At 58.5% G+C, this 23,439-nt stretch carries 19 protein-coding genes; 16 read left to right on the forward strand and 3 right to left on the reverse strand.

Annotation, left to right across the window (positions count from 1 at the left end; all coding sequences use genetic code 11):
* Positions 1-18: 18 nt before the first annotated feature.
* The 8 genes from dnaE (at position 19) to ispD (ending at position 11,461) form a co-directional block, all read left to right on the forward strand.
* A complete protein-coding gene (dnaE, locus tag PMI22_RS00885; RefSeq protein ID WP_007949346.1) occupies positions 19-3,540 on the forward strand; it encodes a DNA polymerase III subunit alpha in 3,522 nt (1,173 codons plus the stop codon).
* 152 nt (positions 3,541-3,692) lie between these two features.
* Complete coding sequence (locus PMI22_RS00880) at positions 3,693-4,640, forward strand: acetyl-CoA carboxylase carboxyltransferase subunit alpha (RefSeq protein ID WP_007949347.1); 948 nt, start codon at positions 3,693-3,695, stop codon at positions 4,638-4,640.
* Positions 4,641-4,773: 133 nt separating this feature from the next.
* Complete coding sequence (gene tilS / locus PMI22_RS00875; protein WP_033049798.1) at positions 4,774-6,102, forward strand: tRNA lysidine(34) synthetase TilS; 1,329 nt, start codon at positions 4,774-4,776, stop codon at positions 6,100-6,102.
* A gap of 274 nt (positions 6,103-6,376) precedes the next feature.
* On the forward strand, positions 6,377-8,008 hold the full coding sequence (locus PMI22_RS00870; RefSeq protein WP_007949349.1) for a CTP synthase: 1,632 nt from the start codon (positions 6,377-6,379) through the stop codon (positions 8,006-8,008).
* A gap of 5 nt (positions 8,009-8,013) precedes the next feature.
* Positions 8,014-8,859: a 3-deoxy-8-phosphooctulonate synthase gene (kdsA, locus tag PMI22_RS00865; RefSeq protein ID WP_007949350.1), complete on the forward strand. Its 846-nt coding sequence runs from the start codon at positions 8,014-8,016 to the stop codon at positions 8,857-8,859.
* A gap of 156 nt (positions 8,860-9,015) precedes the next feature.
* A complete protein-coding gene (eno, locus tag PMI22_RS00860) occupies positions 9,016-10,305 on the forward strand; it encodes a phosphopyruvate hydratase (protein WP_007949351.1) in 1,290 nt (429 codons plus the stop codon).
* A gap of 173 nt (positions 10,306-10,478) precedes the next feature.
* Entirely contained in the window at positions 10,479-10,757 is a 279-nt protein-coding gene (gene ftsB / locus PMI22_RS00855) for a cell division protein FtsB (protein WP_007949352.1), read from the forward strand.
* Positions 10,754-11,461: a 2-C-methyl-D-erythritol 4-phosphate cytidylyltransferase gene (gene ispD / locus PMI22_RS00850; protein ID WP_007949353.1), complete on the forward strand. Its 708-nt coding sequence runs from the start codon at positions 10,754-10,756 to the stop codon at positions 11,459-11,461. The genes ftsB and ispD overlap by 4 nt, the downstream gene beginning before the upstream one ends.
* A 111-nt stretch (positions 11,462-11,572) precedes the next feature.
* Here ispD and PMI22_RS00845 read toward each other — a convergent pair whose 3' ends face one another.
* The gene (locus PMI22_RS00845; RefSeq protein ID WP_007949354.1) at positions 11,573-12,469 is read right to left on the reverse strand and encodes a LysR substrate-binding domain-containing protein; all 897 of its coding nucleotides are present in this window, start codon (positions 12,467-12,469) and stop codon (positions 11,573-11,575) included.
* Between the two features lie 108 nt (positions 12,470-12,577).
* Between PMI22_RS00845 and PMI22_RS00840 the strand changes: the two genes are divergently transcribed.
* From PMI22_RS00840 to rpoS, 8 genes are all read left to right on the forward strand, one after another.
* On the forward strand, positions 12,578-13,690 hold the full coding sequence (locus PMI22_RS00840) for an S-(hydroxymethyl)glutathione dehydrogenase/class III alcohol dehydrogenase (protein ID WP_007949355.1): 1,113 nt from the start codon (positions 12,578-12,580) through the stop codon (positions 13,688-13,690).
* A gap of 87 nt (positions 13,691-13,777) precedes the next feature.
* Positions 13,778-14,623, forward strand: a complete 846-nt coding sequence (gene fghA / locus PMI22_RS00835) for an S-formylglutathione hydrolase (protein ID WP_007949356.1) — start codon at positions 13,778-13,780, stop codon at positions 14,621-14,623.
* Between the two features lie 53 nt (positions 14,624-14,676).
* Positions 14,677-15,150, forward strand: a complete 474-nt coding sequence (gene ispF, locus PMI22_RS00830) for a 2-C-methyl-D-erythritol 2,4-cyclodiphosphate synthase (RefSeq protein ID WP_007949357.1) — start codon at positions 14,677-14,679, stop codon at positions 15,148-15,150.
* Positions 15,147-16,205 carry a tRNA pseudouridine(13) synthase TruD gene (gene truD / locus PMI22_RS00825; protein WP_007949359.1) on the forward strand — a complete coding sequence of 353 codons (1,059 nt, stop codon included), beginning with the start codon at positions 15,147-15,149 and terminating at the stop codon, positions 16,203-16,205. Before ispF ends, truD begins: the two co-directional genes overlap by 4 nt.
* Positions 16,193-16,942: a 5'/3'-nucleotidase SurE gene (gene surE, locus PMI22_RS00820; RefSeq protein ID WP_007949360.1), complete on the forward strand. Its 750-nt coding sequence runs from the start codon at positions 16,193-16,195 to the stop codon at positions 16,940-16,942. Before truD ends, surE begins: the two co-directional genes overlap by 13 nt.
* A 41-nt stretch (positions 16,943-16,983) precedes the next feature.
* On the forward strand, positions 16,984-17,619 hold the full coding sequence (locus PMI22_RS00815) for a protein-L-isoaspartate(D-aspartate) O-methyltransferase (protein ID WP_172901226.1): 636 nt from the start codon (positions 16,984-16,986) through the stop codon (positions 17,617-17,619).
* Positions 17,620-17,830: 211 nt separating this feature from the next.
* Complete coding sequence (locus PMI22_RS31030) at positions 17,831-18,688, forward strand: peptidoglycan DD-metalloendopeptidase family protein (protein WP_007949362.1); 858 nt, start codon at positions 17,831-17,833, stop codon at positions 18,686-18,688.
* A 106-nt stretch (positions 18,689-18,794) separates the two neighbouring features.
* Complete coding sequence (rpoS, locus tag PMI22_RS00805; protein WP_007949363.1) at positions 18,795-19,805, forward strand: RNA polymerase sigma factor RpoS; 1,011 nt, start codon at positions 18,795-18,797, stop codon at positions 19,803-19,805.
* A gap of 473 nt (positions 19,806-20,278) precedes the next feature.
* Here the strand turns inward: rpoS and fdxA are convergent, their stop codons facing one another.
* Together fdxA and mutS are read right to left on the reverse strand one after the other, a co-directional pair.
* Positions 20,279-20,602 carry a ferredoxin FdxA gene (fdxA, locus tag PMI22_RS00800; protein WP_007949364.1) on the reverse strand — a complete coding sequence of 108 codons (324 nt, stop codon included), beginning with the start codon at positions 20,600-20,602 and terminating at the stop codon, positions 20,279-20,281.
* Positions 20,603-20,744: 142 nt separating this feature from the next.
* Positions 20,745-23,312, reverse strand: a complete 2,568-nt coding sequence (gene mutS, locus PMI22_RS00795; protein WP_177323454.1) for a DNA mismatch repair protein MutS — start codon at positions 23,310-23,312, stop codon at positions 20,745-20,747.
* Positions 23,313-23,439 lie beyond the last annotated feature (127 nt).

Here is a 23,439-nt window from a genome sequence, read left to right on the forward strand (position 1 = left end):
ACATAACGCAGGATCACTATGCCGGCTTCATTCGTTCATCTACGCCTGCACACTGAATATTCCCTGGTCGACGGTCTGGTGCGGATCAAACCGCTGGTCAAGACCCTGGTCGGCATGAACATGCCTGCCGTAGCGGTCACTGATCAGAACAACATGTGTTCCCTGGTCAAATTCTATAAAGCCTCCATGGGTGCCGGGATCAAGCCGATCTGCGGTGCCGATTTGTGGCTGTCGAACAAGGATCCGGACAACGCCCTGAGCCGGATCAGCCTGCTGGCCATGAACGCTGTCGGCTATCGCAACCTGACCGAACTGATCTCCCGTGGTTTCATTGACGGCCAGCGCAATGGCTCGGTGATCATTGAGCGCGAATGGGTGGCCGAGGCCAGCGAAGGCTTGATCATGCTGTCGGCGGCGAAAGAGGGTGAAATCGGCCTGGCCATGCTCAGTGGCAACCCGGTCGAGGCGGAAAACCTCGCACGCGAATGGATGGCGGTGTTCCCGGATCGCTTCTACCTGGAAATCCAGCGCACCAATCGCCCCAACGATGAAGAGCAATTGCACGGTGCCGTGGCCCTGGCCGAGAAAATCGGCGCGCCATTGGTCGCGACCAACGACGTGCGCTTCATCAAGCAGGAAGACTTCGCCGCTCATGAAACCCGCGTTTGCATCGGTGAGGGCCGCGCCCTCGACGATCCGCGGCGTTCGAAGAATTACAGCGACCAGCAATACCTCAAAAGCGCCGAGGAAATGGCCGAGCTGTTCAGCGACCTGCCCGAGGCGTTGGAAAACACCGTCGAGATCGCCAAGCGATGCAACATCGAAGTGAAGCTGGGCAAGCACTTCCTGCCCAACTTCCCGATTCCCGATGGCATGACCATCGACGAGTATTTCCGCAAGGTGTCCTTCGATGGCCTTGAGGATCGACTGACCGTTCTGTTGCCCAAGGACACTACGGAAGACTATGAGGCCAAGCGTCAGGTCTACGTCGACCGGCTGAATTTCGAACTGGATATCATTATCCAGATGGGCTTCCCCGGTTACTTCCTGATCGTGATGGACTTTATCCAGTGGGCCAAGAGCAATGGCGTGCCGGTAGGTCCGGGCCGGGGGTCGGGTGCCGGGTCGCTGGTGGCCTATGTTCAGAAGATCACCGACCTCGATCCGCTGGAATATGACCTGCTGTTCGAACGTTTCCTTAACCCGGAACGGGTATCGATGCCCGACTTCGACGTCGACTTCTGCATGGACGGTCGTGATCGGGTAATCGAATACGTGGCCGAGAAGTACGGTCGCAACGCGGTAAGCCAGATCATCACCTTCGGTTCCATGGCGGCCAAGGCTGTGGTCCGGGACGTGGCGCGGGTGCAGGGCAAGTCCTACGGTTTGGCGGATCGTCTGTCGAAGATGATTCCGTTCGAAGTCGGCATGACCCTGGAAAAGGCGTACGAGCAGGAAGAGATCCTGCGTGACTTCATCAAGGTCGATGAAGAAGCCGCCGAAATCTGGGAGATGGCGCGCAAGCTCGAGGGCGTTGTGCGTAACGTCGGCAAACACGCCGGTGGTGTGGTCATTGCGCCGACCAAACTGACAGACTTCTCGCCGATCTACTGCGATGAGGCCGGTGACGGTCTGGTGACCCAGTTCGACAAGGATGACGTTGAAGCGGCCGGTCTGGTGAAGTTCGACTTCCTCGGCCTGCGGACTCTGACGGTCATCGACTGGGCGCTGAAAACCATCAACCGAGACCGCGCCAAGGTCGACGAGCCGCCGCTCGACATCGCGTTCATTCCGCTGGACGACAAGCCGACCTACACGCTGCTGCAAAAGGCCGAAACCACGGCGGTGTTCCAGCTTGAATCCCGTGGCATGAAGGAGCTGATCAAAAAGCTCAAGCCCGACTGCCTGGAAGACTTGATTGCACTGGTGGCGCTGTTCCGTCCGGGCCCGCTGCAATCGGGCATGGTGGACGACTTCATCAACCGTAAGCACGGTCGCGCCGAACTTGCGTACCCGCACTCGGATTACCAGTACGAAGGCCTCAAACCGGTACTGGCACCTACTTACGGCATCATCCTGTATCAGGAACAGGTGATGCAGATTGCCCAGGTCATGGCCGGTTACACCCTCGGTGGTGCGGACATGCTGCGTCGTGCCATGGGTAAGAAAAAGCCCGAAGAAATGGCCAAGCAGCGCGGCGGCTTCATTGAAGGTTGCGCGACCAACAATATCGATGCCGACCTGGCCGGTAACATCTTCGACCTGGTGGAGAAATTCGCCGGTTACGGTTTCAACAAGTCTCACTCCGCTGCGTACGGCCTGGTTTCGTACCAGACTGCCTGGCTGAAAACGCATTACCCGGCGCCATTCATGGCGGCGGTGCTGTCGGCGGACATGCACAACACCGACAAGGTCGTGACCTTGATCGAAGAAATTCGCACGATGAAGCTGCGTCTCGACGCGCCGGATGTGAATGCCTCCGAGTTCAAGTTCACGGTGAATGACGAAGGCCGGATTATCTACGGCCTCGGCGCGATCAAGGGCGTGGGTGAAGGCCCGGTGGAAGCGATCACCGAGGCGCGCCAGGACGGGCCGTTCAAGGACCTGTTCGATTTCTGCGCGCGGGTCGATCTGAAACGTATCAACAAGCGCACCCTGGACGGTTTGATCCGCAGTGGTGCGCTGGATCGTCTGGGGCCTTATTTCCATGATGAGCCGAAGGCTTATCAGGCGAGCATTGACCAGAATCGCGCGGTGCTGCTGGCCGCGATGGAAGGGGCGATCAAGGCGGCTGAACAAACCGCGCGCACCCAGGACAGTGGTCATGCCGACCTGTTTGGCGGACTGTTTGTCGAGGAAGACGCAGACGTCTACGCCAGTCATCGCAAAGCCAAGGAACTGACGCTCAAGGAACGGCTGAAAGGGGAGAAAGACACCCTGGGCCTGTACCTGACCGGTCACCCGATAGACGAGTATGAAGGTGAAATCCGTCGCTTTGCCCGTCAGCGCATCATCGATCTGAAGCCGGCACGCGATACCCAGACCGTGGCCGGCATGATCATCGCCCTGCGGGTGATGAAAAACAAAAAGGGCGACAAGATGGGGTTCATCACCCTTGATGACCGCTCCGGGCGGATCGAGGCGTCGCTGTTTGCCGAGGCATTCCATTCTGCGCAGTCGCTGTTGCAGACTGACGCGATGGTCGTGGTCGAAGGCGAGGTCAGCAATGACGACTTCTCCGGCGGCCTGAAGTTGCGGGTCAAGCGCGTGATGAGCATGGAAGATGCACGCACCAACCTGGCCGAAAGCCTGCGCCTGAAGCTGCAGACCAAGGATTTGAAGAACGATCAGCTACGCTGGCTGGGTGAATTGTTCAAGCGTCACCGCGGCGCGTGCCCGATTACCATGGAATACACGAGCCCCGATGCGAAGGCCTTGCTGCAGTTCGGCGAGACTTGGCGAATCGATCCGGCGGATGCGTTGATTCAAGCCTTGCGTGACCAGTTCGGGCGAGACAACGTCTTCCTCCAATACCGTTGACGGTCAGGTGCCATTCTTCACCTTGAGAACGTGCCCTGATCTCGACCTGAATTTTTAATCTCGACCTGAACGCGCCTCTCCCTTAAGGTAGGGCGCGAATAGACAACCGGCCGGCCCAAGCTCTCTTGGACGTCGACCCAAGACGGACGCCTATGAACCCGAATTTTCTAGATTTCGAACAGCCGATCGCCGACCTGCAAGCCAAGATCGAAGAGTTGCGCTTGGTCGGTAACGACAATTCGCTGAATATCGGCGATGAGATCTCCCGCCTGCAGGACAAAAGCAGCACGCTGACCGAAGACATCTTCGGCAAGCTGACCAGCTGGCAGATCGCCCGTCTGGCGCGTCACCCGAAACGTCCATATACCCTGGACTACATCGAACACATCTTCACCGAGTTCGACGAATTGCACGGCGACCGTCACTTCTCCGATGACGCTGCAATCGTTGGCGGTATCGCCCGTCTGGACGACCAGCCGGTGATGATCATCGGTCACCAGAAAGGCCGTGAAGTGCGCGAGAAGGTTCGCCGCAACTTTGGCATGCCGCGTCCGGAAGGCTACCGCAAGGCGTGCCGCCTGATGGAAATGGCCGAACGCTTCAAGATGCCGATCCTGACTTTCATCGACACCCCGGGCGCCTACCCTGGGATCGACGCGGAAGAGCGTAACCAGAGCGAAGCGATTGCCTGGAACCTGCGCGTCATGGCACGTCTGAAAACCCCAATCATCGCCACCGTGATCGGTGAAGGTGGTTCCGGCGGTGCTCTGGCCATCGGTGTTTGCGATCAGCTGAACATGCTGCAGTACTCGACCTACGCGGTGATCTCGCCGGAAGGTTGCGCATCGATCCTGTGGAAAACCGCCGATAAGGCGCCGGATGCCGCTGAAGCCATGGGCATCACCGCCGAGCGCCTGAAAGGCCTGGGTATTGTGGACAAGGTGATCGGCGAGCCATTGGGCGGCGCACACCGCAATCCAGCGGCCGCGGCGGCATCGATCCGTGCGGAACTGACCTCGCAATTGGCGATGTTGAAGAAGTTCGACAATGACGCGCTGCTGGCCCGTCGTTACGCGCGATTGATGAGCTACGGTCTCTGATCTGACCTCGCTTTTCCCATGTGGGAGCGAGCCTGCTCGCGATGGCGGCTTAACATTCAACTGATCTGTTGGCTGTTATACCGCTATCGCGAGCAGGCTCGCTCCCACAGTTGTTTTGTGCAAAGGGAGCGCTATGAGTCGGCCAATGACTGATCTGCCTGCCAGGCTTTTGTTGAACTTGAAACCGTGGCGCAACGCTACGGCCTGGCGCATCGCGTTCAGCGGTGGTCTCGACTCCACAGTCCTGTTGCACCTGCTCGCCCATCTCGCAAAAACCCAATCCCTGCCAGCGCTCAGCGCCCTCCATGTCCACCACGGCCTTCAGGCGGCGGCGGATGCGTGGCCGGAACATTGCCAGGCCGTCTGTGATGCCTTGGGTGTGCCCCTACAGATAGTTCACGTTCAGGTTCAAGCCGGTGCCAGCCTTGAGCGTGCGGCACGGGATGCGCGTTACGGTGCATTCGTTGCTGACACTCAGGCCAATGAGTTGTTGCTGACCGGCCAGCACCGTGACGATCAGGCGGAAACCCTGTTGTTTCGTCTGTTGCGCGGGGCAGGGGTGAGGGGCTTGTCGGGGATGCCGGGCCAGCGTCCGTTGGGCCGGGGTCACCTGCTGCGGCCTCTGCTGGACGTTAGTCGTGCCGAACTTGAGATCTATGCCGCAGAGCATCGATTGAGCTGGATCGAAGACCCTTCGAATCAGGATCGACAGTTCTCGCGCAACTACCTGCGACATCAGGTGTTCCCGGTATTGACCGAGCGCTGGCCCCAGGCAGTAGCGACCATGGCTCGTAGTGCCGCGCACTTGAGCGAAGCACAGGCATTGCTTGATGAGTTGGCGCAAATCGATCTGGCCGAAGCGACTACGGTCAGTGATTTCGACTGGCTGGGCGTGCCCTCTCTGGAGTTGGCTTCCCTGGCAAAACTTTCCGCTGCGCGTCAACGCAATGCGTTAAGCCACTGGCTCACATCGCTGACCAGGTTGCCGGACAGTGACCATTGGTCGGGTTGGGAGGATTTGCGCGATGCCACCGTTGATGCCCGTCCGGTCTGGCGCCTGGCGGAAGGCGAACTGCATCGTTCTGGGGGGCGGATTTGGTGGCTGTCGGGCTGTTGGCTAAGCAATCCGCCGCCTGCCGTCCATTGGGTTGATCCTTCGAAGTCGCTGGCGTTGCCTGAGAACGGCGTGCTCACGTTCACCGGGCAAATCCCCGATGGTCTGCTGCAAATCCGCTATCGTGAGGGCGGTGAAGTCATGCATTTTCCTGATCGCGGTCACCGCGACCTGAAGCGTTTGCTCAATGAACGCGGTGTTCCGGCCTTTGCCCGTGGCAGATTGCCGCTGGTCTATCGCGATGGGCAATTACTGGCAGTGGCCAGCGTACCGGGCTTGAATGGCAGTGGGCAAGACGGCTGGCATTTGCATTGGCTGCCACCTGGCGAAGATCAAGGTTTGAGCTGAAAGGGGCTTTCCGGTAGACTACGCTCCCTTCTTGATACAACTTCTGTGGATTCGCCTGAATTGCAGGAGTTGCCGATTACCAAGCAGTCTTTGCTGGGCGATTCCAAAAAATGTGTAGCGAGCAACGTACCGGTGTTTCATCTGCCGGTCTGTCCCAACGCGGCGGTTTTTTTGAAAGGTGCACTGTGATTAATGCAGGTGATCGGGGGCTTCGGCCTTCCTTCGCTTTCCCCGGCGGCTCGGACCGCTTTAACGCAGACTTCTAGGGTTTTTCATGACGCGCTACATATTCGTCACGGGCGGTGTTGTTTCTTCATTGGGGAAAGGCATCGCATCGGCTTCATTGGCGGCCATCCTGGAGGCGCGGGGACTTAAGGTCACCATGCTGAAGCTGGACCCGTACATCAACGTTGACCCGGGCACCATGAGCCCGTTCCAGCACGGTGAAGTGTTCGTCACCCACGACGGCGCCGAGACCGACCTGGACCTGGGCCACTACGAGCGGTTCATCCGCACGACCATGACCCAGAACAACAACTTCACCACCGGCCGTGTCTACGAGCACGTACTGCGCAAAGAGCGCCGTGGTGATTACTTGGGCGCCACCATCCAGGTGATCCCGCACATCACCGATGAAATCAAGCGCCGGATCATCAAGGGCGCCGGCGATGCCGACGTGGCGATGGTCGAGATCGGTGGCACCGTGGGTGACATCGAATCGCAACCGTTCCTGGAAGCGATCCGCCAATTGCGTTTCGAAGTCGGCGCCAAGCGCGCGATGCTGATGCACCTGACACTGGTGCCATACATCGCCACGGCCGGTGAAACCAAAACCAAGCCGACTCAGCATTCGGTCAAGGAACTGCGTTCCATTGGCCTGCAGCCAGACGTGCTGGTCTGCCGCTCCGATCACCCGATCGACATCTCGTCGCGTCGCAAGATCGCGCAGTTCACCAACGTTGAAGAACGTGCGGTGATCGCGCTGGAAGACGCCGACACCATCTACAAGATCCCGGGCATTCTGCACTCCCAGGGCCTGGATGATTTCGTTGTCGAGCGTTTCGGCCTGCAATGCGGCAGCGCCGACCTGTCCGAGTGGGAAGCCGTGGTTGATGCCAAGCTGAACCCGGAGCACGAAGTCACCATCGCGATGGTCGGCAAGTACATGGAACTGCTTGACGCCTACAAGTCGCTGATCGAAGCGATGAGTCACGCCGGCATCAGCAACCGCACCAAGGTCAACCTGCGCTACATCGATTCCGAAGACATCGAAAACCAGGGCACCGCGCTGCTGGAAGGTGTGGACGCGATTCTCGTACCGGGCGGCTTCGGTCTGCGTGGCGTGGAAGGCAAGATCACCGCCGTTCAATACGCTCGCGAAAACAAGGTTCCATACCTGGGTATCTGCCTGGGCATGCAAGTGGCCGTGATCGAGTTCGCTCGTAACGTGCTGGGCTGGAAAGACGCCAACTCCACCGAGTTCGATCGTGCCAGCGGCCATCCGGTCGTGGGTCTGATCACCGAGTGGGAAGACGCTACCGGCGCGGTCGAAACCCGTACCGAATCGTCCGACCTGGGCGGCACCATGCGCCTCGGCGCTCAGGATTGCCTGCTGGAGCCGGGTTCGCTGGTGCATGACTGCTACGCCAAGGACGTCATCGTCGAGCGTCACCGTCATCGCTATGAAGTGAACAACAACCTGCTGCCGCAAATCATGGCAGCCGGCCTGAAAATCTCCGGTCGTTCCGGTGATGGCGCGCTGGTTGAGGTGGTTGAAGCACCGGATCATCCATGGTTCGTCGCGTGCCAGTTCCACCCTGAGTTCACCTCGACACCTCGCGACGGTCACCCGTTGTTCAGCGGTTTCGTTAAAGCAGCTTTGGTTCAACACCAGAAGAAGGCGTAAATCCGATGGCGCAGAAGATCATCCGCGTAGGCGATATCGAGATTGCCAACGACAAGCCAATGGTGCTTTTCGGTGGCATGAACGTGCTGGAAAGCCGCGACATGGCGATGCAGGTCTGCGAAGAGTATGTAAAGGTCACCGAGAAACTCGGTATCCCTTATGTGTTCAAGGCCAGCTTCGACAAGGCCAACCGGTCTTCCGTGACCTCCTACCGTGGCCCCGGCCTGGAAGAGGGCATGCGGATTTTCCAGGACATCAAGCAAGCCTTCGGCGTGCCGATCATCACCGACGTCCACGAGCCTGATCAGGCTGCGGTCGTCGCGGAAGTCTGCGACATCATTCAGTTGCCGGCCTTCCTGTCGCGCCAGACCGACCTCGTGGTCGCGATGGCCAAGACCGGCGCGGTGATCAACATCAAGAAAGCCCAGTTCCTCGCACCGCACGAGATGAAACACATCCTGAGCAAGTGCGTGGAAGCGGGCAACGATCAGTTGATCCTCTGCGAGCGCGGTTCGAGCTTCGGCTACAACAACCTGGTGGTCGACATGCTCGGCTTCGGCATCATGAAGCAGTTCGAATACCCGGTGTTCTTCGACGTGACCCACGCGCTGCAAATGCCCGGTGGCCGCTCCGATTCCGCCGGTGGTCGTCGTGCCCAGGTGACTGACCTGGCCAAGGCTGGCATGAGCCAGTCGCTGGCCGGCCTGTTCCTCGAAGCCCACCCGGACCCGGACAACGCCAAATGCGACGGCCCTTGCGCCTTGCGTCTGGACAAACTGGAGCCATTTCTGGCCCAGCTCAAAGCCTTGGACGAACTGGTGAAGAGTTTTCCGACGGTAGAAACCGCGTAAACCTCAATTCTCCGGTAAAGTACCGCACGATTTAATGCTCAGGCCTTCGGGCCTGAGCTTTATCGTCCGCAAGTCTGCCTGCTGCACATCACTTGCCGACGGTAAAAGATTTCCTCTAGCTGCGTCGTTTTCGTCAACTTTGGAGTGTTTACAACAATGGCAAAAATCGTCGACATCAAAGGTCGTGAAGTTCTCGACTCCCGTGGCAATCCCACCGTCGAAGCGGACGTGCTTCTCGATAACGGCATCATCGGCAGCGCCTGCGCGCCGTCCGGTGCTTCCACTGGCTCGCGTGAAGCGCTCGAGCTGCGTGATGGCGACAAGAGCCGTTACCTGGGCAAAGGCGTGCTCAAGGCCGTCGCCAACATCAACGGTCCGATCCGCGACCTGTTGAAAGGTACCGACCCAAGCGACCAGAAAGCGCTGGATCACGCGATGATCAAGCTCGACGGTACCGAAAACAAAGGCTCCCTGGGCGCCAACGCGATCCTCGCCGTTTCCCTGGCTGCGGCCAAGGCAGCAGCACAGGACCAGGACCTGCCGCTGTACGCTCACATTGCCAACCTGAACGGCACCCCGGGTGTTTACTCGATGCCGGTTCCGATGATGAACATCATCAACGGTGGCGAGCACGCCGATAACAACGTCGACATCCAGGAGTTCATGGTTCAGCCGGTTGGCGCCAAGTCTTTCTCGGAAGGCCTGCGCATGGGCACCGAAATTTTCCATCACCTCAAAGCCGTTCTGAAGGCCCGTGGCCTGAGCACTGCCGTCGGTGACGAAGGTGGTTTCGCGCCGAACCTGGCTTCCAACGAAGACGCTTTGAAAGTGATCTCCGAGGCTGTGGCCAACGCCGGTTACAAGCTGGGCACCGACGTGACCCTGGCGCTGGACTGTGCTGCGAGCGAATTCTACGAAGACGGTCAATACAATCTGTCCGGCGAAGGTCAGGTGTTCACCGCTGAAGGTTTCGCTGACTACCTGAAAGGTCTGACCGAGCGTTATCCGATCATCTCGATCGAAGACGGCCTGGACGAGTCCGATTGGGCTGGCTGGAAAATCCTCACCGACAAAATCGGCGAGAAAACCCAGCTGGTGGGCGACGATCTGTTCGTGACCAACACCAAGATCCTGAAAGAAGGCATCGATAAAAAGATCGCCAACTCGATCCTGATCAAGTTCAACCAGATCGGCACCCTGACCGAAACCCTGGAAGCCATCCAGATGGCCAAGGCCGCTGGTTACACGGCTGTGATCTCGCACCGCTCGGGCGAAACCGAAGACTCGACCATCGCCGACCTGGCTGTGGGCACTTCGGCTGGTCAGATCAAAACCGGTTCCCTGTGCCGTTCTGACCGCGTTTCCAAGTACAACCAACTGCTGCGTATCGAAGAGCAGTTGAACGGTAAAGCCAAGTACAACGGCCGCAGCGAGTTCCGCGGTTGATTGCTAAATGATAAAAAAGACAACGGATTGTGTCGAAAAAATCGCAACAGCGGTCAATTTGCCACTAATCTGATGCCTTATCAGTACGAAGCCTGGTTCTTCCAGGCTTCGTGCTATCAGAAGCTTCAAAGTTTTTGCATGGCTGTCTTTTTTCACTGGAAACCTGATATTCGATGCGCAGTCCCAATTGGTTGTTCCTCGTCTTGCTCTTGTTGCTGGCTGGCCTGCAATACCGCCTGTGGGTGGGTAATGGCAGTCTGGCGCAAGTGGCTGAGCTGACTCAGCAGATCAAGGATCAGCAGGCTGAGAACGAAGGGTTGCTGGAGCGCAATCGGGTGATGGACGCCGAAGTCAGCGAGTTGAAAAAAGGTATGGAGACCGTTGAAGAGCGGGCTCGCCATGAGTTGGGCATGGTCAAGGACGGCGAAACCCTTTTCCAGTTGGCTCAATGAATTCCTCGTTACCGGCCTTCTGGGCCGTGATTCCTGCCGCGGGCGTCGGTGCCCGTATGGCCGCGGACCGTCCCAAGCAATACCTGCAACTGGGCGGCCGCACTATTCTCGAACACAGCCTCGGCTGTTTCCTTAATCATCCTTGCCTGAAAGGGGTGGTGGTCAGTCTTGCTGTTGATGATCCTTATTGGCCAAACCTGCTCTGTGCTGCTGATTCACGAATTCAGCGGGTCGAGGGTGGCTCTGAACGATCTGGCTCGGTGCTCAATGCGTTGCTGCATTTGCATGCGCTGGGTGCCGACGATGAAGATTGGGTGCTGGTTCACGACGCCGCGCGGCCGAATCTGAGCCGTGATGATCTGGACAAGTTGCTCCGCGAACTGGCTGATGATCCTGTCGGCGGTTTGCTGGCGGTTCCGGCGCGCGACACCCTCAAGCGGGTCGACAAGTATGGGCGGGTGATTGAAACCGTGGACCGAAGCGTGATCTGGCAAGCCTATACGCCGCAGATGTTTCGCCTTGGGGCGCTGCATCGGGCATTGGCCGACAGTCTGGTGGCGGATGCGGTCATCACTGATGAAGCATCGGCCATGGAGTGGGCTGGCATGGCGCCACGTCTGATTGAGGGTCGGGCCGACAACCTTAAGGTTACGCGTCCCGAAGATCTTGAATGGTTGCGTCAGCGCTGGTCTAACCGCCAGTAAAAGATCGCAGCCTCGTTTCACTCGACAGCTCCTACATTGTCCGCGTTCACCGCAATATCCTGTAGGAGCTGTCGAGTGAAACGAGGCTGCGATTTTTTGATCTTCAACCCCTCACACCCTGTACTCCGGCCTTAACGCCAACCCCTCCTTCAAATAATCCACCAACTTACGCACCTTGGGCGACAGGTGTCGTTGCTGTGGATAAAGCGCCCAAACAGCGGTATTCGGCGGTTGATGCGCCTCAAGCAACGAAATCAATGCGCTGCTTTTCAAATGCTCCAGCACGTAATAGTCCGGCAACTGACACAACCCCACGCCCTGTAGCGCGGCATCCAGCACCGCTTGCCCGCTGTTGCAGCGCCAGTTTCCCTGGACCCGCTGCGAAAATTCCCGCCCGTTCTGTTCCAGTTGCCACAGGTCCGAACTGCCAATGAGGCAATTGTGGCGGCTTAGTTCCGACAAGCTGTGTGGCCGACCATAACGTTCCAGGTAGGACGGTGATGCGCACAGGTACATGCGTCGAGGTGCCAGGCGAGTGGCAACCAGTCGCGAGTCTTGCAGGCGACCCAGACGGATCGCCAGGTCCAGGCCTTCATGCACCAGGTCTAGCGGGCGGTTGCTCAATTCGATGTCGACACGCAACTGCGGGTAGAGCCCCATGAAACGCGTTACCAAAGGCACGATAAATCGCTCGCCATACGCCACGGCGCAGGTCATGCGCAGCATGCCTTTCGGTTCGCTGGTCAGGTCGCCGACCGCACGCAAGGCTTCTTCTCGGCCGTCTTGCAGGCGCTGGCAATGTTGCAAGAAGGTTTGCCCGGCTTCGGTCAGCGTCACCCGGCGGGTGCTGCGGTAAAGAAGGCGGGTCTGAAGGCGCTCTTCAAGGCGTACGATTTGTCGACTGATATGAGAAGAAGAAACCCCAAGGCGTTCGGCAGCCGCCGTAAATTGGCTGCATTCGGCCACGGCGACGAACTCGTCGATCCCTTCCCAGCGGCTCTCGGACATCGGTGATTATCCCTGCATGGCAATAATGTTTTGCTTTTGTCCGGATTATTCACCGTGAGGCGCTGTATTACACTCCCTGTCTCGTTTTTAATTCACTGGAGAATCCACATGATCAAGTCGCGCGCTGCCGTTGCCTTCGAGGCCAAGAAACCTCTAGAGATCGTCGAAGTCGATGTCGCCATGCCCAAGGCCGGTGAAGTTTTGCTGCGTGTGGTGGCGTCCGGCGTTTGTCATACCGACGCGTACACGCTGTCCGGTGCTGACCCGGAAGGCATCTTTCCATCGATTCTCGGTCATGAAGGCGGCGCAGTGGTTGAGGCGATTGGCGAGGGCGTGACGTCGGTGGCTGTAGGTGATCATGTCATCCCGCTGTACACCCCGGAATGCCGTCAGTGCAAATTCTGTCTGTCGGGCAAAACCAACTTGTGTCAGGCGATTCGCGCGACTCAGGGCAAAGGCTTGATGCCGGACGGCACTTCGCGCTTTTCCTACAAGGGGCAGCCGATTTTCCACTATATGGGCACGTCGACGTTTTCCGAATACACCGTATTGCCGGAAATTTCCGTGGCCAAAATTGCTAAAGAAGCACCACTGGAAAAAGTCTGCCTGCTGGGCTGCGGTGTCACCACCGGCATCGGTGCGGTGCTCAATACCGCCAAGGTGAAACCCGGTGATACCGTGGCCATTTTCGGCCTCGGCGGCATTGGTCTGTCGGCGGTCATCGGCGCGGTAAAAGCCAAGGCTGCACGCATCATCGCCATCGACATCAACCCGGCCAAATTCGAGATCGCCAAGCAATTGGGTGCAACCGATTGTGTGAACCCGAAAGATTTCGACCGGCCGATCCAGGAAGTCATCGTCGACATGACCGATGGCGGCGTCGACTTCTCCTTCGAATGCATCGGCAACGTACAATTGATGCGCGCCGCACTTGAGTGCTGCCACAAGGGCTGGGGTGAGTCGGTCATCATCGGTGTCGCCGGTGCCGGTCAGGAAATTGCCACCCGTCCATTCCAGCTGGTCACCGGTCGCGTCTGGCGCGGTTCGGCGTTCGGCGGCGTGCGTGGCCGTACCGAGTTGCCAAGCTACGTCGAAATGGCCGCAACCGGTGAAATTCCGCTGGACACGTTCATCACCCACACCATGGGCCTGGAAGATATCAACAAGGCGTTCGACCTGATGCACGAAGGCAAGAGCATCCGTTCCGTCATCCATTTCTAAAAACAGTTACAAGTCAAAAGCCATAAGCAGCAAGTGGGTTCGCCGCCCTCGCCGCTTGAAGCTTGGGGCTTGAAGCTGGGAGGCTCCATGAACCTGGAAAATATCTCCTGCCAGAAAAGCTTCGGTGGCTGGCACAAGCGCTACCGGCACCGTTCCGACGTGCTCGGCTGCGACATGGTGTTTGCCGTGTACCTGCCGCCGCAAGCGGAGCAGGGCGGAAAACTGCCGGTGTTGTACTGGTTGTCCGGCCTGACCTGCACAGACGAGAACTTCATGCAAAAGGCCGGCGCCCTGCGCATGGCTGCCGAGCTGGGTTTGATCATCGTCGCACCGGACACCAGCCCGCGCGGTCCCGATGTGCCTGGTGATCCAGATGGCGCTTGGGATTTCGGCCTCGGTGCCGGGTTTTATCTCAATGCCACCCAGGAGCCGTGGTCGCGGCACTATCGGATGCATGACTATGTGGTGCAGGAATTGCCGGCATTGGTCGAGGCTCATTTCCCTGCATCGGACAAGCGCGGCATCAGTGGTCATTCCATGGGCGGCCATGGCGCGCTGGTTTGCGCCTTGCGCAATCCGGGGCGTTATCAGTCGGTGTCGGCGTTCTCGCCGATCAACAATCCGATGGACTGTCCGTGGGGGCAGAAGGCCTTCACCCGATACCTGGGCGAAGACCGTTCGAAGTGGCGCGAATGGGATACTTGCGCCCTGATCGCCGAGGCCGATGAGAAGCTGCCGCTGCTGGTGGATCAAGGTGACCGTGACGATTTCCTCGCCACTCAACTCAAGCCTGAAGCCTTGCAACAGGCGGCCAAACTGGCGGGTCATCCGCTGACGTTGCGCCTGCAACCAGGCTATGACCACAGCTATTTCTTCATCGCCAGCTTCATCGACGACCACCTGCAACATCATGCGCGCGTGCTAAGCGCCTAATGTCCGACAAAGCAGGTAGAATCACGCCCTGACAAAAATCGGGGCGTTTTTTTATGCGTATTGGCCACGGCTATGATGTGCACCGTTTCGCTGAAGGCGATTTCATTACTCTGGGCGGCGTGCGCATTGCACACGGCTTCGGGCTGCTCGCTCACTCCGACGGTGACGTCCTGCTACACGCCTTGAGCGATGCCTTGCTCGGCGCGGCCGCGTTGGGTGATATCGGCAAACATTTCCCGGACACCGACCCGACATTCAAGGGTGCTGACAGCCGTGGGTTGCTGCGCCACGTTGTCGCGCTGATTCACGCCAAAGGCTGGAAAGTCGGCAACGTCGATAACACCATCGTCGCCCAGGCGCCGAAAATGGCCCCGCATATCGAATCGATGCGCGCGCTGATTGCCGCGGATCTTCAAGTTGAGTTGGATCAAGTGAACGTGAAAGCTACCACCACCGAAAAGCTTGGCTTTGTCGGTCGCGAAGAAGGCATTGCCGTGCACTCCGTTGCCTTGTTGCTGCGCGCATGAACGAATTGCAATTGCTTGGCCCGCGGGCCTATGGCGAGCCGCTTGGCACCGCTGTTCTGAAAGCCACGGCAGAAGATTTTCAGGTCGATGAAGTGCTCAACATTCCCCTCAGCGGTGATGGCGAGCATTTGTGGATCTGGGTAGAAAAGCGCGGTCTCAATACCGAGGAAGCGGCACGGCGGATCGCCAAGGCGGCGGGCGTGCCGTTACGCACGGTCAGTTATGCCGGGCTCAAGGATCGTCAGGCGCTGACGCGCCAATGGTTCAGCGTGCAACTGCCGGGCAAGGCTGACCCGGATCTGTCGGCGGCGGAAAACGACACGCTGAAAATCCTCAAGACCGGTCGCCACAAGCGCAAGCTGCAACGCGGTGCTCACTCGGCCAATGGTTTCACCTTGCGCCTGACGCAATTCGCTGGTGACAAGACGGCGATCGAAGCGCGGCTTCAATTGATCGCCAAGCTAGGTATTCCCAATTATTTCGGCGTCCAGCGTTTCGGCTTTGACGGCGGTAACGTCGTCGATGCCCGTGCCTGGGCGGCGCGTAAAGCGTTGCCTGAGCAGCGCAACGTGCGTTCGCGGCTGCTCTCCACGGCGCGCAGTTTTCTGTTCAATCAGGTGTTGGCGGCGCGTGTCGCCGACGGTACCTGGCAGCAAGCCCAGGTCGGCGATCTGTTGGCCTTCACCGATAGCCGCAGTTTTTTTCCGGCCGGTGAAGCGGAGTGCAGTGACCCGCGACTGGCGATTCTCGACCTGCACCCGACAGGCCCCCAGTGGGGCGAAGGTGACTCGCCAGCGGCTGGCGTTGTCCATGTACTGGAACAGGACATCGCCGCTCGCGAAGCGGACTTGCGTGACTGGTTGATTAACGCCGGTATGAGTCACGAACGTCGCATCCTGCGACTGCCCATTGGTGGGTTGACGTGGCATTATCCCGAGCCTGACATTCTGCAACTGGAATTCGTCCTGCCGGCCGGATGCTTTGCCACCGCATTGGTGCGCGAGCTTGTTGATCTGGTGCCGGTGGGGCAGACGGACAGCCCATGCGTATTCTGATTTCTAACGACGATGGGGTAACCGCACCCGGTCTCGCCGCGCTTTTTGCTGCGCTGGCGGATTACACCGAGTGTGTGGTTATCGCCCCGGACCAGGACAAAAGCGGCGCCAGCAGCTCGCTGACGCTCGACCGTCCGTTGCACCCGCAAACCCTGGCCAATGGCTTCATCAGCCTGAACGGCACCCCCACCGACTGCGTGCATTTGGGCCTGAACGGCTTGCTGGAGCGCGAGCCGGACATGGTCGTTTCGGGGATCAACCTGGGCGCTAACCTGGGCGATGACGTGTTGTATTCCGGCACTGTGGCAGCCGCCCTCGAAGGGCGCTTCCTTGGACGTCCTTCGTTTGCCTTTTCGTTGGCCTCACGACAAGTAGAGAACCTTCCCACAGCCGCCTACTTTGCACGCAAGCTGGTCGAAGCCCATGGCGATCTCGACCTGCCGCCGCGCACGGTGCTGAATGTGAACATTCCCAACTTGCCGCTGGACCATATACGCGGTATTCAGCTGACCCGCCTCGGGCATCGAGCACGCGCTGCGGCGCCGATGAAAGTGGTCGACCCGCGCGGCAAATCCGGATACTGGATCGCCGCCGCCGGGGATGCTGAAGATGGCGGCCCGGGCACCGATTTCCACGCGGTTATGCAGGGTTATGTTTCAATCACTCCGCTGCAACTGGATCGCACCTTCAATGATGCCTTCAGAAGTCTCGATGGCTGGCTCGAGGGGCTGCGTTAATGACGCGTGAACAAGACGATATGCTGCGCCGTGGTATCGGCATGACCTCTCAACGGACCCGCGAGCGCCTTATTCAGCGACTGTATGAAGAGGGCGTTTCCAATGCCAAGGTGCTGGAAGTCATTCGCCGGACGCCACGTCATCTGTTCGTTGACGAGGCGCTGGCCCATCGCGCCTACGAAGACACGGCGTTGCCGATCGGGCACAACCAGACCATTTCCCAGCCTTACATGGTGGCTCGCATGAGCGAGTTGCTGCTGGAGGCTGGTCCCTTGGACAAGGTGATGGAGATTGGCACCGGCTCGGGTTACCAGACGGCCGTACTGTCACAGCTGGTCGAGCGGGTATTTTCCGTGGAGCGCATCAAGGTTTTGCAGGACCGGGCCAAGGAACGCCTGGTGGAGCTGAACCTGCGTAACGTGGTGTTTCGTTGGGGTGATGGTTGGGAGGGCTGGCCAGCCTTGGCGCCTTACAACGGCATCATCGTCACGGCAGTGGCCACTGATGTACCTCAGGCATTGCTCGATCAGTTGGCTCCGGGGGGGCGACTGGTGATCCCGGTCGGCTCCGGCGAGGTGCAGCAATTGATGCTGATCATCCGCGAAGAACAAGGCTTTTCCCGACGTGTGCTGGGGGCTGTGCGTTTCGTGCCCTTGCTCAACGGGCCACTGGCCTGAGCATTTGTTTTTACGCGCTGAATTCTCTTCGATCGGCCGTGTCTTACAGCGGCAGCGATTGGTTAAACGGTATTTATCGTCAGTAGGCAAACGTGTGCGCGGAGCGATTCAGCTTCATTAAAGGTAAAGCCTGTTCGGCCCGTTATACTTGCGACATCTCGAGCCGGAACTCGGCAATCCACAATTTCAGCCACCACATAGGGAGCGGCGGGTGAGTCTCACAGTCATTGCGCAGCGTATGAGTACAACGAGCTTTCAGCGCCTGGTGACTGGCCTTGTCTTGAGCACCTTGCTGGTTGGTTGCTCCAGCACCAAATCGAGTAGCACTGGCGGCGTCGATCAAAGCAAGGCTGCGCCGCAACGTCCGGCAGTGACCACAGGTCAGTATGTCGTTCGACCAAAAGACACCCTGTTCTCGATCGCTTTTCGCTACGGCTGGGACTACAAAGCCCTCGCCGCACGCAACAACATTCCTGCGCCCTATACGATCCGTCCGGGTCAGGTAATTCGCTTCGATGGCCGCACCGGATCAACGCCGACAGCGGTGTCCAATGCGTCCGGTTCGACGCCTTCGTCTTCACTGAAAACCACGGTAATCCGGCGCCAGCCCAATGGCGCAACCACGAGTACAGAGGCGGTTACACCGTCCGTCGCCAGCAAGCCGGCCCCTGCTCCATTGCCGCCTGCGGGTCCAGCCCCGACCGGCTGGGGATGGCCATCTAATGGCATTTTGATTGGAAAGTTCTCATCAAACGGTAGTTTGAATAAAGGAATTGATATCGCCGGAGATTTGGGACAGCCTGTTTTAGCTGCGTCTGATGGGACGGTGGTATACGCCGGGAGTGGCTTAAGGGGCTACGGCGAATTAGTCATCATCAAACACAGCGAAACCTACGTCAGCGCCTACGGACATAACCGCAGGCTTTTGGTTCGGGAGGGGCAGCAGGTCAAAGTCGGACAGACAATTGCCGAAATGGGGTCAACGGGTACAGACCGGGTGAAACTGCATTTTGAGATTCGCCGTCAAGGTAAACCTGTAGATCCGCTGCAATTCCTGCCACGTCGTTGATTTGTTAGCCAGCTTGTTCCGTCACGTAGAGGGAACAAGCTCCAGCGTTGCCAAGGATAAAGGCGTCGCTTGAGCTTGAGGTCGAACTCACCAAAGGACTATAACAATGGCTCTCAGTAAAGAAGTGCCGGAGTTTGACATCGACGATGAGGTTCTCCTGATGGAGGCCGGTATCGAGACGGATTCGATGTCGAATGATGAAGGGGCGGCTCCACCTTCTTCCGTTCGTGCCAAATCCAAACACTCCGCTTCGCTAAAGCAACACAAGTACATCGATTACACGCGGGCACTTGATGCCACGCAGCTGTACCTCAATGAAATCGGCTTTTCCCCACTGCTCTCCCCGGAAGAAGAAGTTCATTTTGCGCGTCTGTCGCAAAGTGGCGATCCGGCCGGGCGCAAGCGCATGATTGAAAGCAACTTGCGACTGGTGGTGAAAATCGCCCGTCGTTACGTCAATCGCGGGCTGTCGCTGCTGGACCTGATCGAAGAGGGCAACCTCGGCTTGATCCGGGCAGTAGAGAAATTCGACCCTGAACGCGGCTTCCGCTTTTCGACCTACGCAACCTGGTGGATTCGTCAGACCATCGAGCGCGCGATCATGAATCAGACCCGGACCATCCGGTTGCCGATCCATGTGGTCAAGGAGCTTAACGTGTACCTTCGGGCTGCACGGGAGCTGACGCAAAAACTCGATCACGAACCCTCCCCCGAAGAAATCGCCAACCTGCTGGAAAAACCGGTGGGAGAGGTCAAGCGCATGCTCGGCTTGAATGAGCGGGTTTCTTCGGTCGACGTCTCGCTGGGTCCGGATTCGGATAAAACCCTGCTGGACACCCTGACTGATGATCGTCCAACCGACCCCTGTGAGCTGCTTCAGGATGACGACCTGTCCCAGAGCATCGATCAATGGCTGTCGGAGTTGACGGACAAACAACGTGAAGTGGTAGTACGCCGCTTCGGCTTGCGCGGACACGAGAGCAGCACACTTGAAGACGTAGGCCTGGAAATCGGCCTGACCCGGGAACGGGTCAGACAGATTCAGGTGGAAGGCCTGAAGCGTCTTCGGGAGATTCTCGAGAAGAACGGCCTGTCGAGCGAGTCGCTGTTTCAATAAGCAACAAGCTCAACCGGTAGTAAAAGACCCCGCTTGGTTCGGGGTTTTTTATTGCCTGTAAAGTGAGTGGGGATTACCGCAGGTTTGTAGTCTTGCGTTGTAAGTCTTCGCTTACTCTTTCGTAAGTGTTCACTATTTTTCCAGGAGGCTAGTCGTACATCTTCCTACGCCGCTACATGCTATCCCTATGATTTTTATTAATATTAAAATTCATGAAAAACCAAGGACTCTTGTTTTTGACGACCCGGGCCAATTGCTCTGGGTAGGGAACAGTCTAGTATCTGAACGGTGTCGATGGACAGACACGCCCTTCAAGGACGAGGGGAGCGGACATCGCAGGAAGCGATTCATCAGGACGATGCAAAGGAACACAGGGAATAGGGAAAAAATGTGGGCGGGTCAAACCGCCCCTTTTTTTGCCTCAGGAAAAGCAAAAAGGCCCGCGAGGGGCCTTTTCGGGAACGCGCGGGAAATCAGCGTTCGAGGTCTTTGATTTTGCCTTTGACGCCATCCCACTCTTCAGCGTCCGGCATCGATTCTTTCTTCTCAGTGATGTTGGGCCAGATTTCGGCCAGTTCAACGTTCAGCTGAATGAATTCCTGCATACCTTCCGGAACTTCATCTTCGGAGAAGATGGCCACGGCAGGGCATTCTGGTTCGCACAGTGCGCAGTCGATGCACTCATCCGGGTGAATCACCAGGAAGTTCGGGCCTTCGTAAAAGCAGTCCACCGGACACACTTCTACGCAGTCGGTGTACTTGCACTTGATGCAGTTGTCGGTGACGACGAAGGTCATTTCTAATTTTCTCCTCAGGCGGCGGCAGCGGAGCCCCTTCACGTTGGGGTCGCCAGGTTTGGGAGCGATAGTCTGCTGGCCAGGCTATTAGCCAGCAGCATCCCAAACCGCGCGAGATTCTAACAGCTTGTAGGCAAGTGCGTTAGATCCGGTTCTTTAGTGTATAGAGCATTTCGAGCGCACGACGTGGCGTCATGTCGTCCAGATCCAGCCTGGCCAGGTCATCCAGTACCGGATGCGGCAGGCTGGCGAACATGTCGCTTTGCTGTGGCGCGGCCGGTTTGCCCTTGGCTGGCATCGGAACTTCATGGGGCAGGGCGGTGGCTTCCAGTCGACCGAGATGCTCACGCGCACGCACGATCACTTCGCTCGGCACACCGGCCAATTGCGCTACTGCCAGGCCGTAGCTCTGGCTGGCAGGCCCGGGCAGCACGTGGTGCAGGAACACGATGCGTTCGTTGTGCTCGGTGGCATTGAGGTGAACGTTGGCCACCAGCGGTTGCGCCTCCGGTAGCACCGTCAGCTCAAAGTAGTGGGTGGCAAACAGCGTGTAGGCGCGCAGATGTGCCAGTCGTTCGGCAGCGGCCCAAGCCAGGGACAGACCATCGAAGGTGCTGGTGCCGCGGCCGACTTCGTCCATCAGCACCAGGCTGCGTTCGGTAGCGTTGTGCAAAATGTTCGCGGTTTCGCTCATTTCAACCATGAAGGTCGAACGGCCGCCCGCCAGGTCATCGCTGGAGCCGATCCGGGTGAAAATCCGGTCCACCAGGGACAGTTCACAACTGGCCGCCGGCACGAAGCTGCCGATATGCGCGAGCAAAACGATCAATGCGGTTTGACGCATGTAGGTGGATTTACCGCCCATGTTCGGGCCGGTGATCACCAGCATCCGCGTATTGTCGTCGAGGCTAAGGTCGTTGGCCACGAACGGCGTGCTCAGCACTTGCTCGACCACCGGGTGACGGCCCTGGGTGATGCGCATGCAGGGCTCGCTGACGAAACGCGGGCAGTTCAAGTCGAGGTTCAGGGCGCGCTCGGCCAGGTTGCTCAAAACGTCCAGCTCGGCCAGCGCGGCGGCGGTGTCCTGCAGCGGAGGCAATTGGCTGATCAGGTCTTCAAGCAGCGCTTCGTAGAGCATTTTCTCGCGGGCCAACGCACGGCTCTTGGCCGACAATGCCTTGTCTTCGAACGCCTTGAGTTCCGGGGTGATGAAACGCTCGGCGCCTTTCAGCGTCTGGCGGCGGATGTAGTCTGCGGGCGCGGACTCAGCCTGTTTGCTCGGCAACTCGATGAAGTAACCGTGAATGCGGTTGTACCCGACTTTCAGGTGCGACAGACCGGTGCGCGCTTTTTCGCGAGCTTCCAGATCAATCAGGAACTGCCCGGCGTTTTCGCTGAGCGATTGCAGATCGTCGAGTTCACTGTCGTAACCGGTTTTCAATACACCGCCGTCGCGGATTACCGCTGGCGGATTGTCGATAATGGCTTTTTCCAGCAGCGCAGCCAGTTCCGGATAGGTGTTGGTGACCTTGGCCAGTTGAATGATGTGAGGTGCTTCAAGCTCAGTCATCGCCACTTGCAACTCAGGCAACGCACCCAGTGCATCGCGCAGACGAGCGAGGTCGCGAGGGCGGGCGTTGCGCAGGCCGATCCGCGCCAGAATCCGCTCGATGTCGCCGATTTCCTTGAGTTGCGGTTGCAGTTTCTCGAAGCGGTAGCCGTCGAGCAGGCACGTGATCGAAGTCTGGCGTGCCAGCAGTACGGTCAGATCCCGCAGCGGACGGTTCAACCAACGGGTCAGCAAACGGCTGCCCATGGCGGTCTGGCAGCGATCGACCACCGATTGCAGGGTATTGTCGCGACCACCGGCCAGGTTGGTGTCCAGTTCCAGGTTGCGACGGCTGGCGCCGTCCAGCACCACGGTGTCATCCAGGCGCTCATGACGCAGGCTGCGCAAGTGCGGCAGGGCGGTGCGCTGGGTTTCCTTGGCGTAGCTGAGCAGGCAACCGGCGGCGCCAATGGCCAGGGTCAGGTTCTCACAGCCAAAGCCTTTCAGGTCCTGGGTAGAAAACTGTTGGCACAGACTTTTCAGTGCCGAGTCGCGTTCGAAATCCCACGGTGCGCGGCGACGAACCCCACGACGTTTTTCCGCCGGCAGGTCCTTGGGCCAGTCATCCGGAATCATCAGCTCGACCGGGTTGACCCGCTCCAGTTCCGCCAGCAGGTTTTCCCAGCCTTTGATTTCCAGTACCGTGAAGTTGCCGCTGGTGATGTCCAGCACGGCCAGGCCGAACAGACGCTCGTCACCCAGCACTGCTGCGATCAGGTTGTCACGGCGCTCATCCAGCAGTGCTTCATCACTGACCGTGCCCGGCGTGATGATTCGCACCACCTGGCGATCCACCGGCCCTTTACTGGTCGCCGGATCACCTACCTGCTCACAAATCACCACCGACTCGCCGAGCTTGACCAGTTTCGCCAGGTAGCCTTCCGCCGCGTGGTAAGGAATCCCGCACATCGGAATCGCCTGGCCCGCCGACTGCCCACGGGCGGTCAGGGTGATGTCCAGCAACTTGGCGGCTTTCTTCGCGTCTTCATAGAAGATCTCGTAGAAATCGCCCATGCGGTAGAACATCAGCTGGTCAGGGTGCTGGTTCTTCAGGCGCCAGTACTGCTGCATCATTGGCGTGTGGGAAGACAGATCGGAGATGGCTTTATTCATCGGAAATTCAGGAAAACTCGTTGAAAGGTGTAGGGCAAAGGAGGGGCAGTGGCCCTAATGCCGATCAGTTAAGCCATTACACGACCCGTAGCAGCTGGCGAAGCCTGCGTTCGGC

This window comes from Pseudomonas sp. GM21 (assembly GCF_000282215.1).
Lineage (GTDB): Bacteria > Pseudomonadota > Gammaproteobacteria > Pseudomonadales > Pseudomonadaceae > Aquipseudomonas.

Coding starts and splice junctions, on each gene's coding strand:
- dnaE (WP_007949346.1), top strand. CDS start 19: ATGCCGGCTTCATTCGTTCATCTACGCCTGCACACTGAATATTCCCTG.
- PMI22_RS00880 (WP_007949347.1), top strand. CDS start 3,693: ATGAACCCGAATTTTCTAGATTTCGAACAGCCGATCGCCGACCTGCAA.
- tilS (WP_033049798.1), top strand. CDS start 4,774: ATGAGTCGGCCAATGACTGATCTGCCTGCCAGGCTTTTGTTGAACTTG.
- PMI22_RS00870 (WP_007949349.1), top strand. CDS start 6,377: ATGACGCGCTACATATTCGTCACGGGCGGTGTTGTTTCTTCATTGGGG.
- kdsA (WP_007949350.1), top strand. CDS start 8,014: ATGGCGCAGAAGATCATCCGCGTAGGCGATATCGAGATTGCCAACGAC.
- eno (WP_007949351.1), top strand. CDS start 9,016: ATGGCAAAAATCGTCGACATCAAAGGTCGTGAAGTTCTCGACTCCCGT.
- ftsB (WP_007949352.1), top strand. CDS start 10,479: ATGCGCAGTCCCAATTGGTTGTTCCTCGTCTTGCTCTTGTTGCTGGCT.
- ispD (WP_007949353.1), top strand. CDS start 10,754: ATGAATTCCTCGTTACCGGCCTTCTGGGCCGTGATTCCTGCCGCGGGC.
- PMI22_RS00845 (WP_007949354.1), bottom strand. CDS start 12,469: ATGTCCGAGAGCCGCTGGGAAGGGATCGACGAGTTCGTCGCCGTGGCC.
- PMI22_RS00840 (WP_007949355.1), top strand. CDS start 12,578: ATGATCAAGTCGCGCGCTGCCGTTGCCTTCGAGGCCAAGAAACCTCTA.
- fghA (WP_007949356.1), top strand. CDS start 13,778: ATGAACCTGGAAAATATCTCCTGCCAGAAAAGCTTCGGTGGCTGGCAC.
- ispF (WP_007949357.1), top strand. CDS start 14,677: ATGCGTATTGGCCACGGCTATGATGTGCACCGTTTCGCTGAAGGCGAT.
- truD (WP_007949359.1), top strand. CDS start 15,147: ATGAACGAATTGCAATTGCTTGGCCCGCGGGCCTATGGCGAGCCGCTT.
- surE (WP_007949360.1), top strand. CDS start 16,193: ATGCGTATTCTGATTTCTAACGACGATGGGGTAACCGCACCCGGTCTC.
- PMI22_RS00815 (WP_172901226.1), top strand. CDS start 16,984: ATGACCTCTCAACGGACCCGCGAGCGCCTTATTCAGCGACTGTATGAA.
- rpoS (WP_007949363.1), top strand. CDS start 18,795: ATGGCTCTCAGTAAAGAAGTGCCGGAGTTTGACATCGACGATGAGGTT.
- fdxA (WP_007949364.1), bottom strand. CDS start 20,602: ATGACCTTCGTCGTCACCGACAACTGCATCAAGTGCAAGTACACCGAC.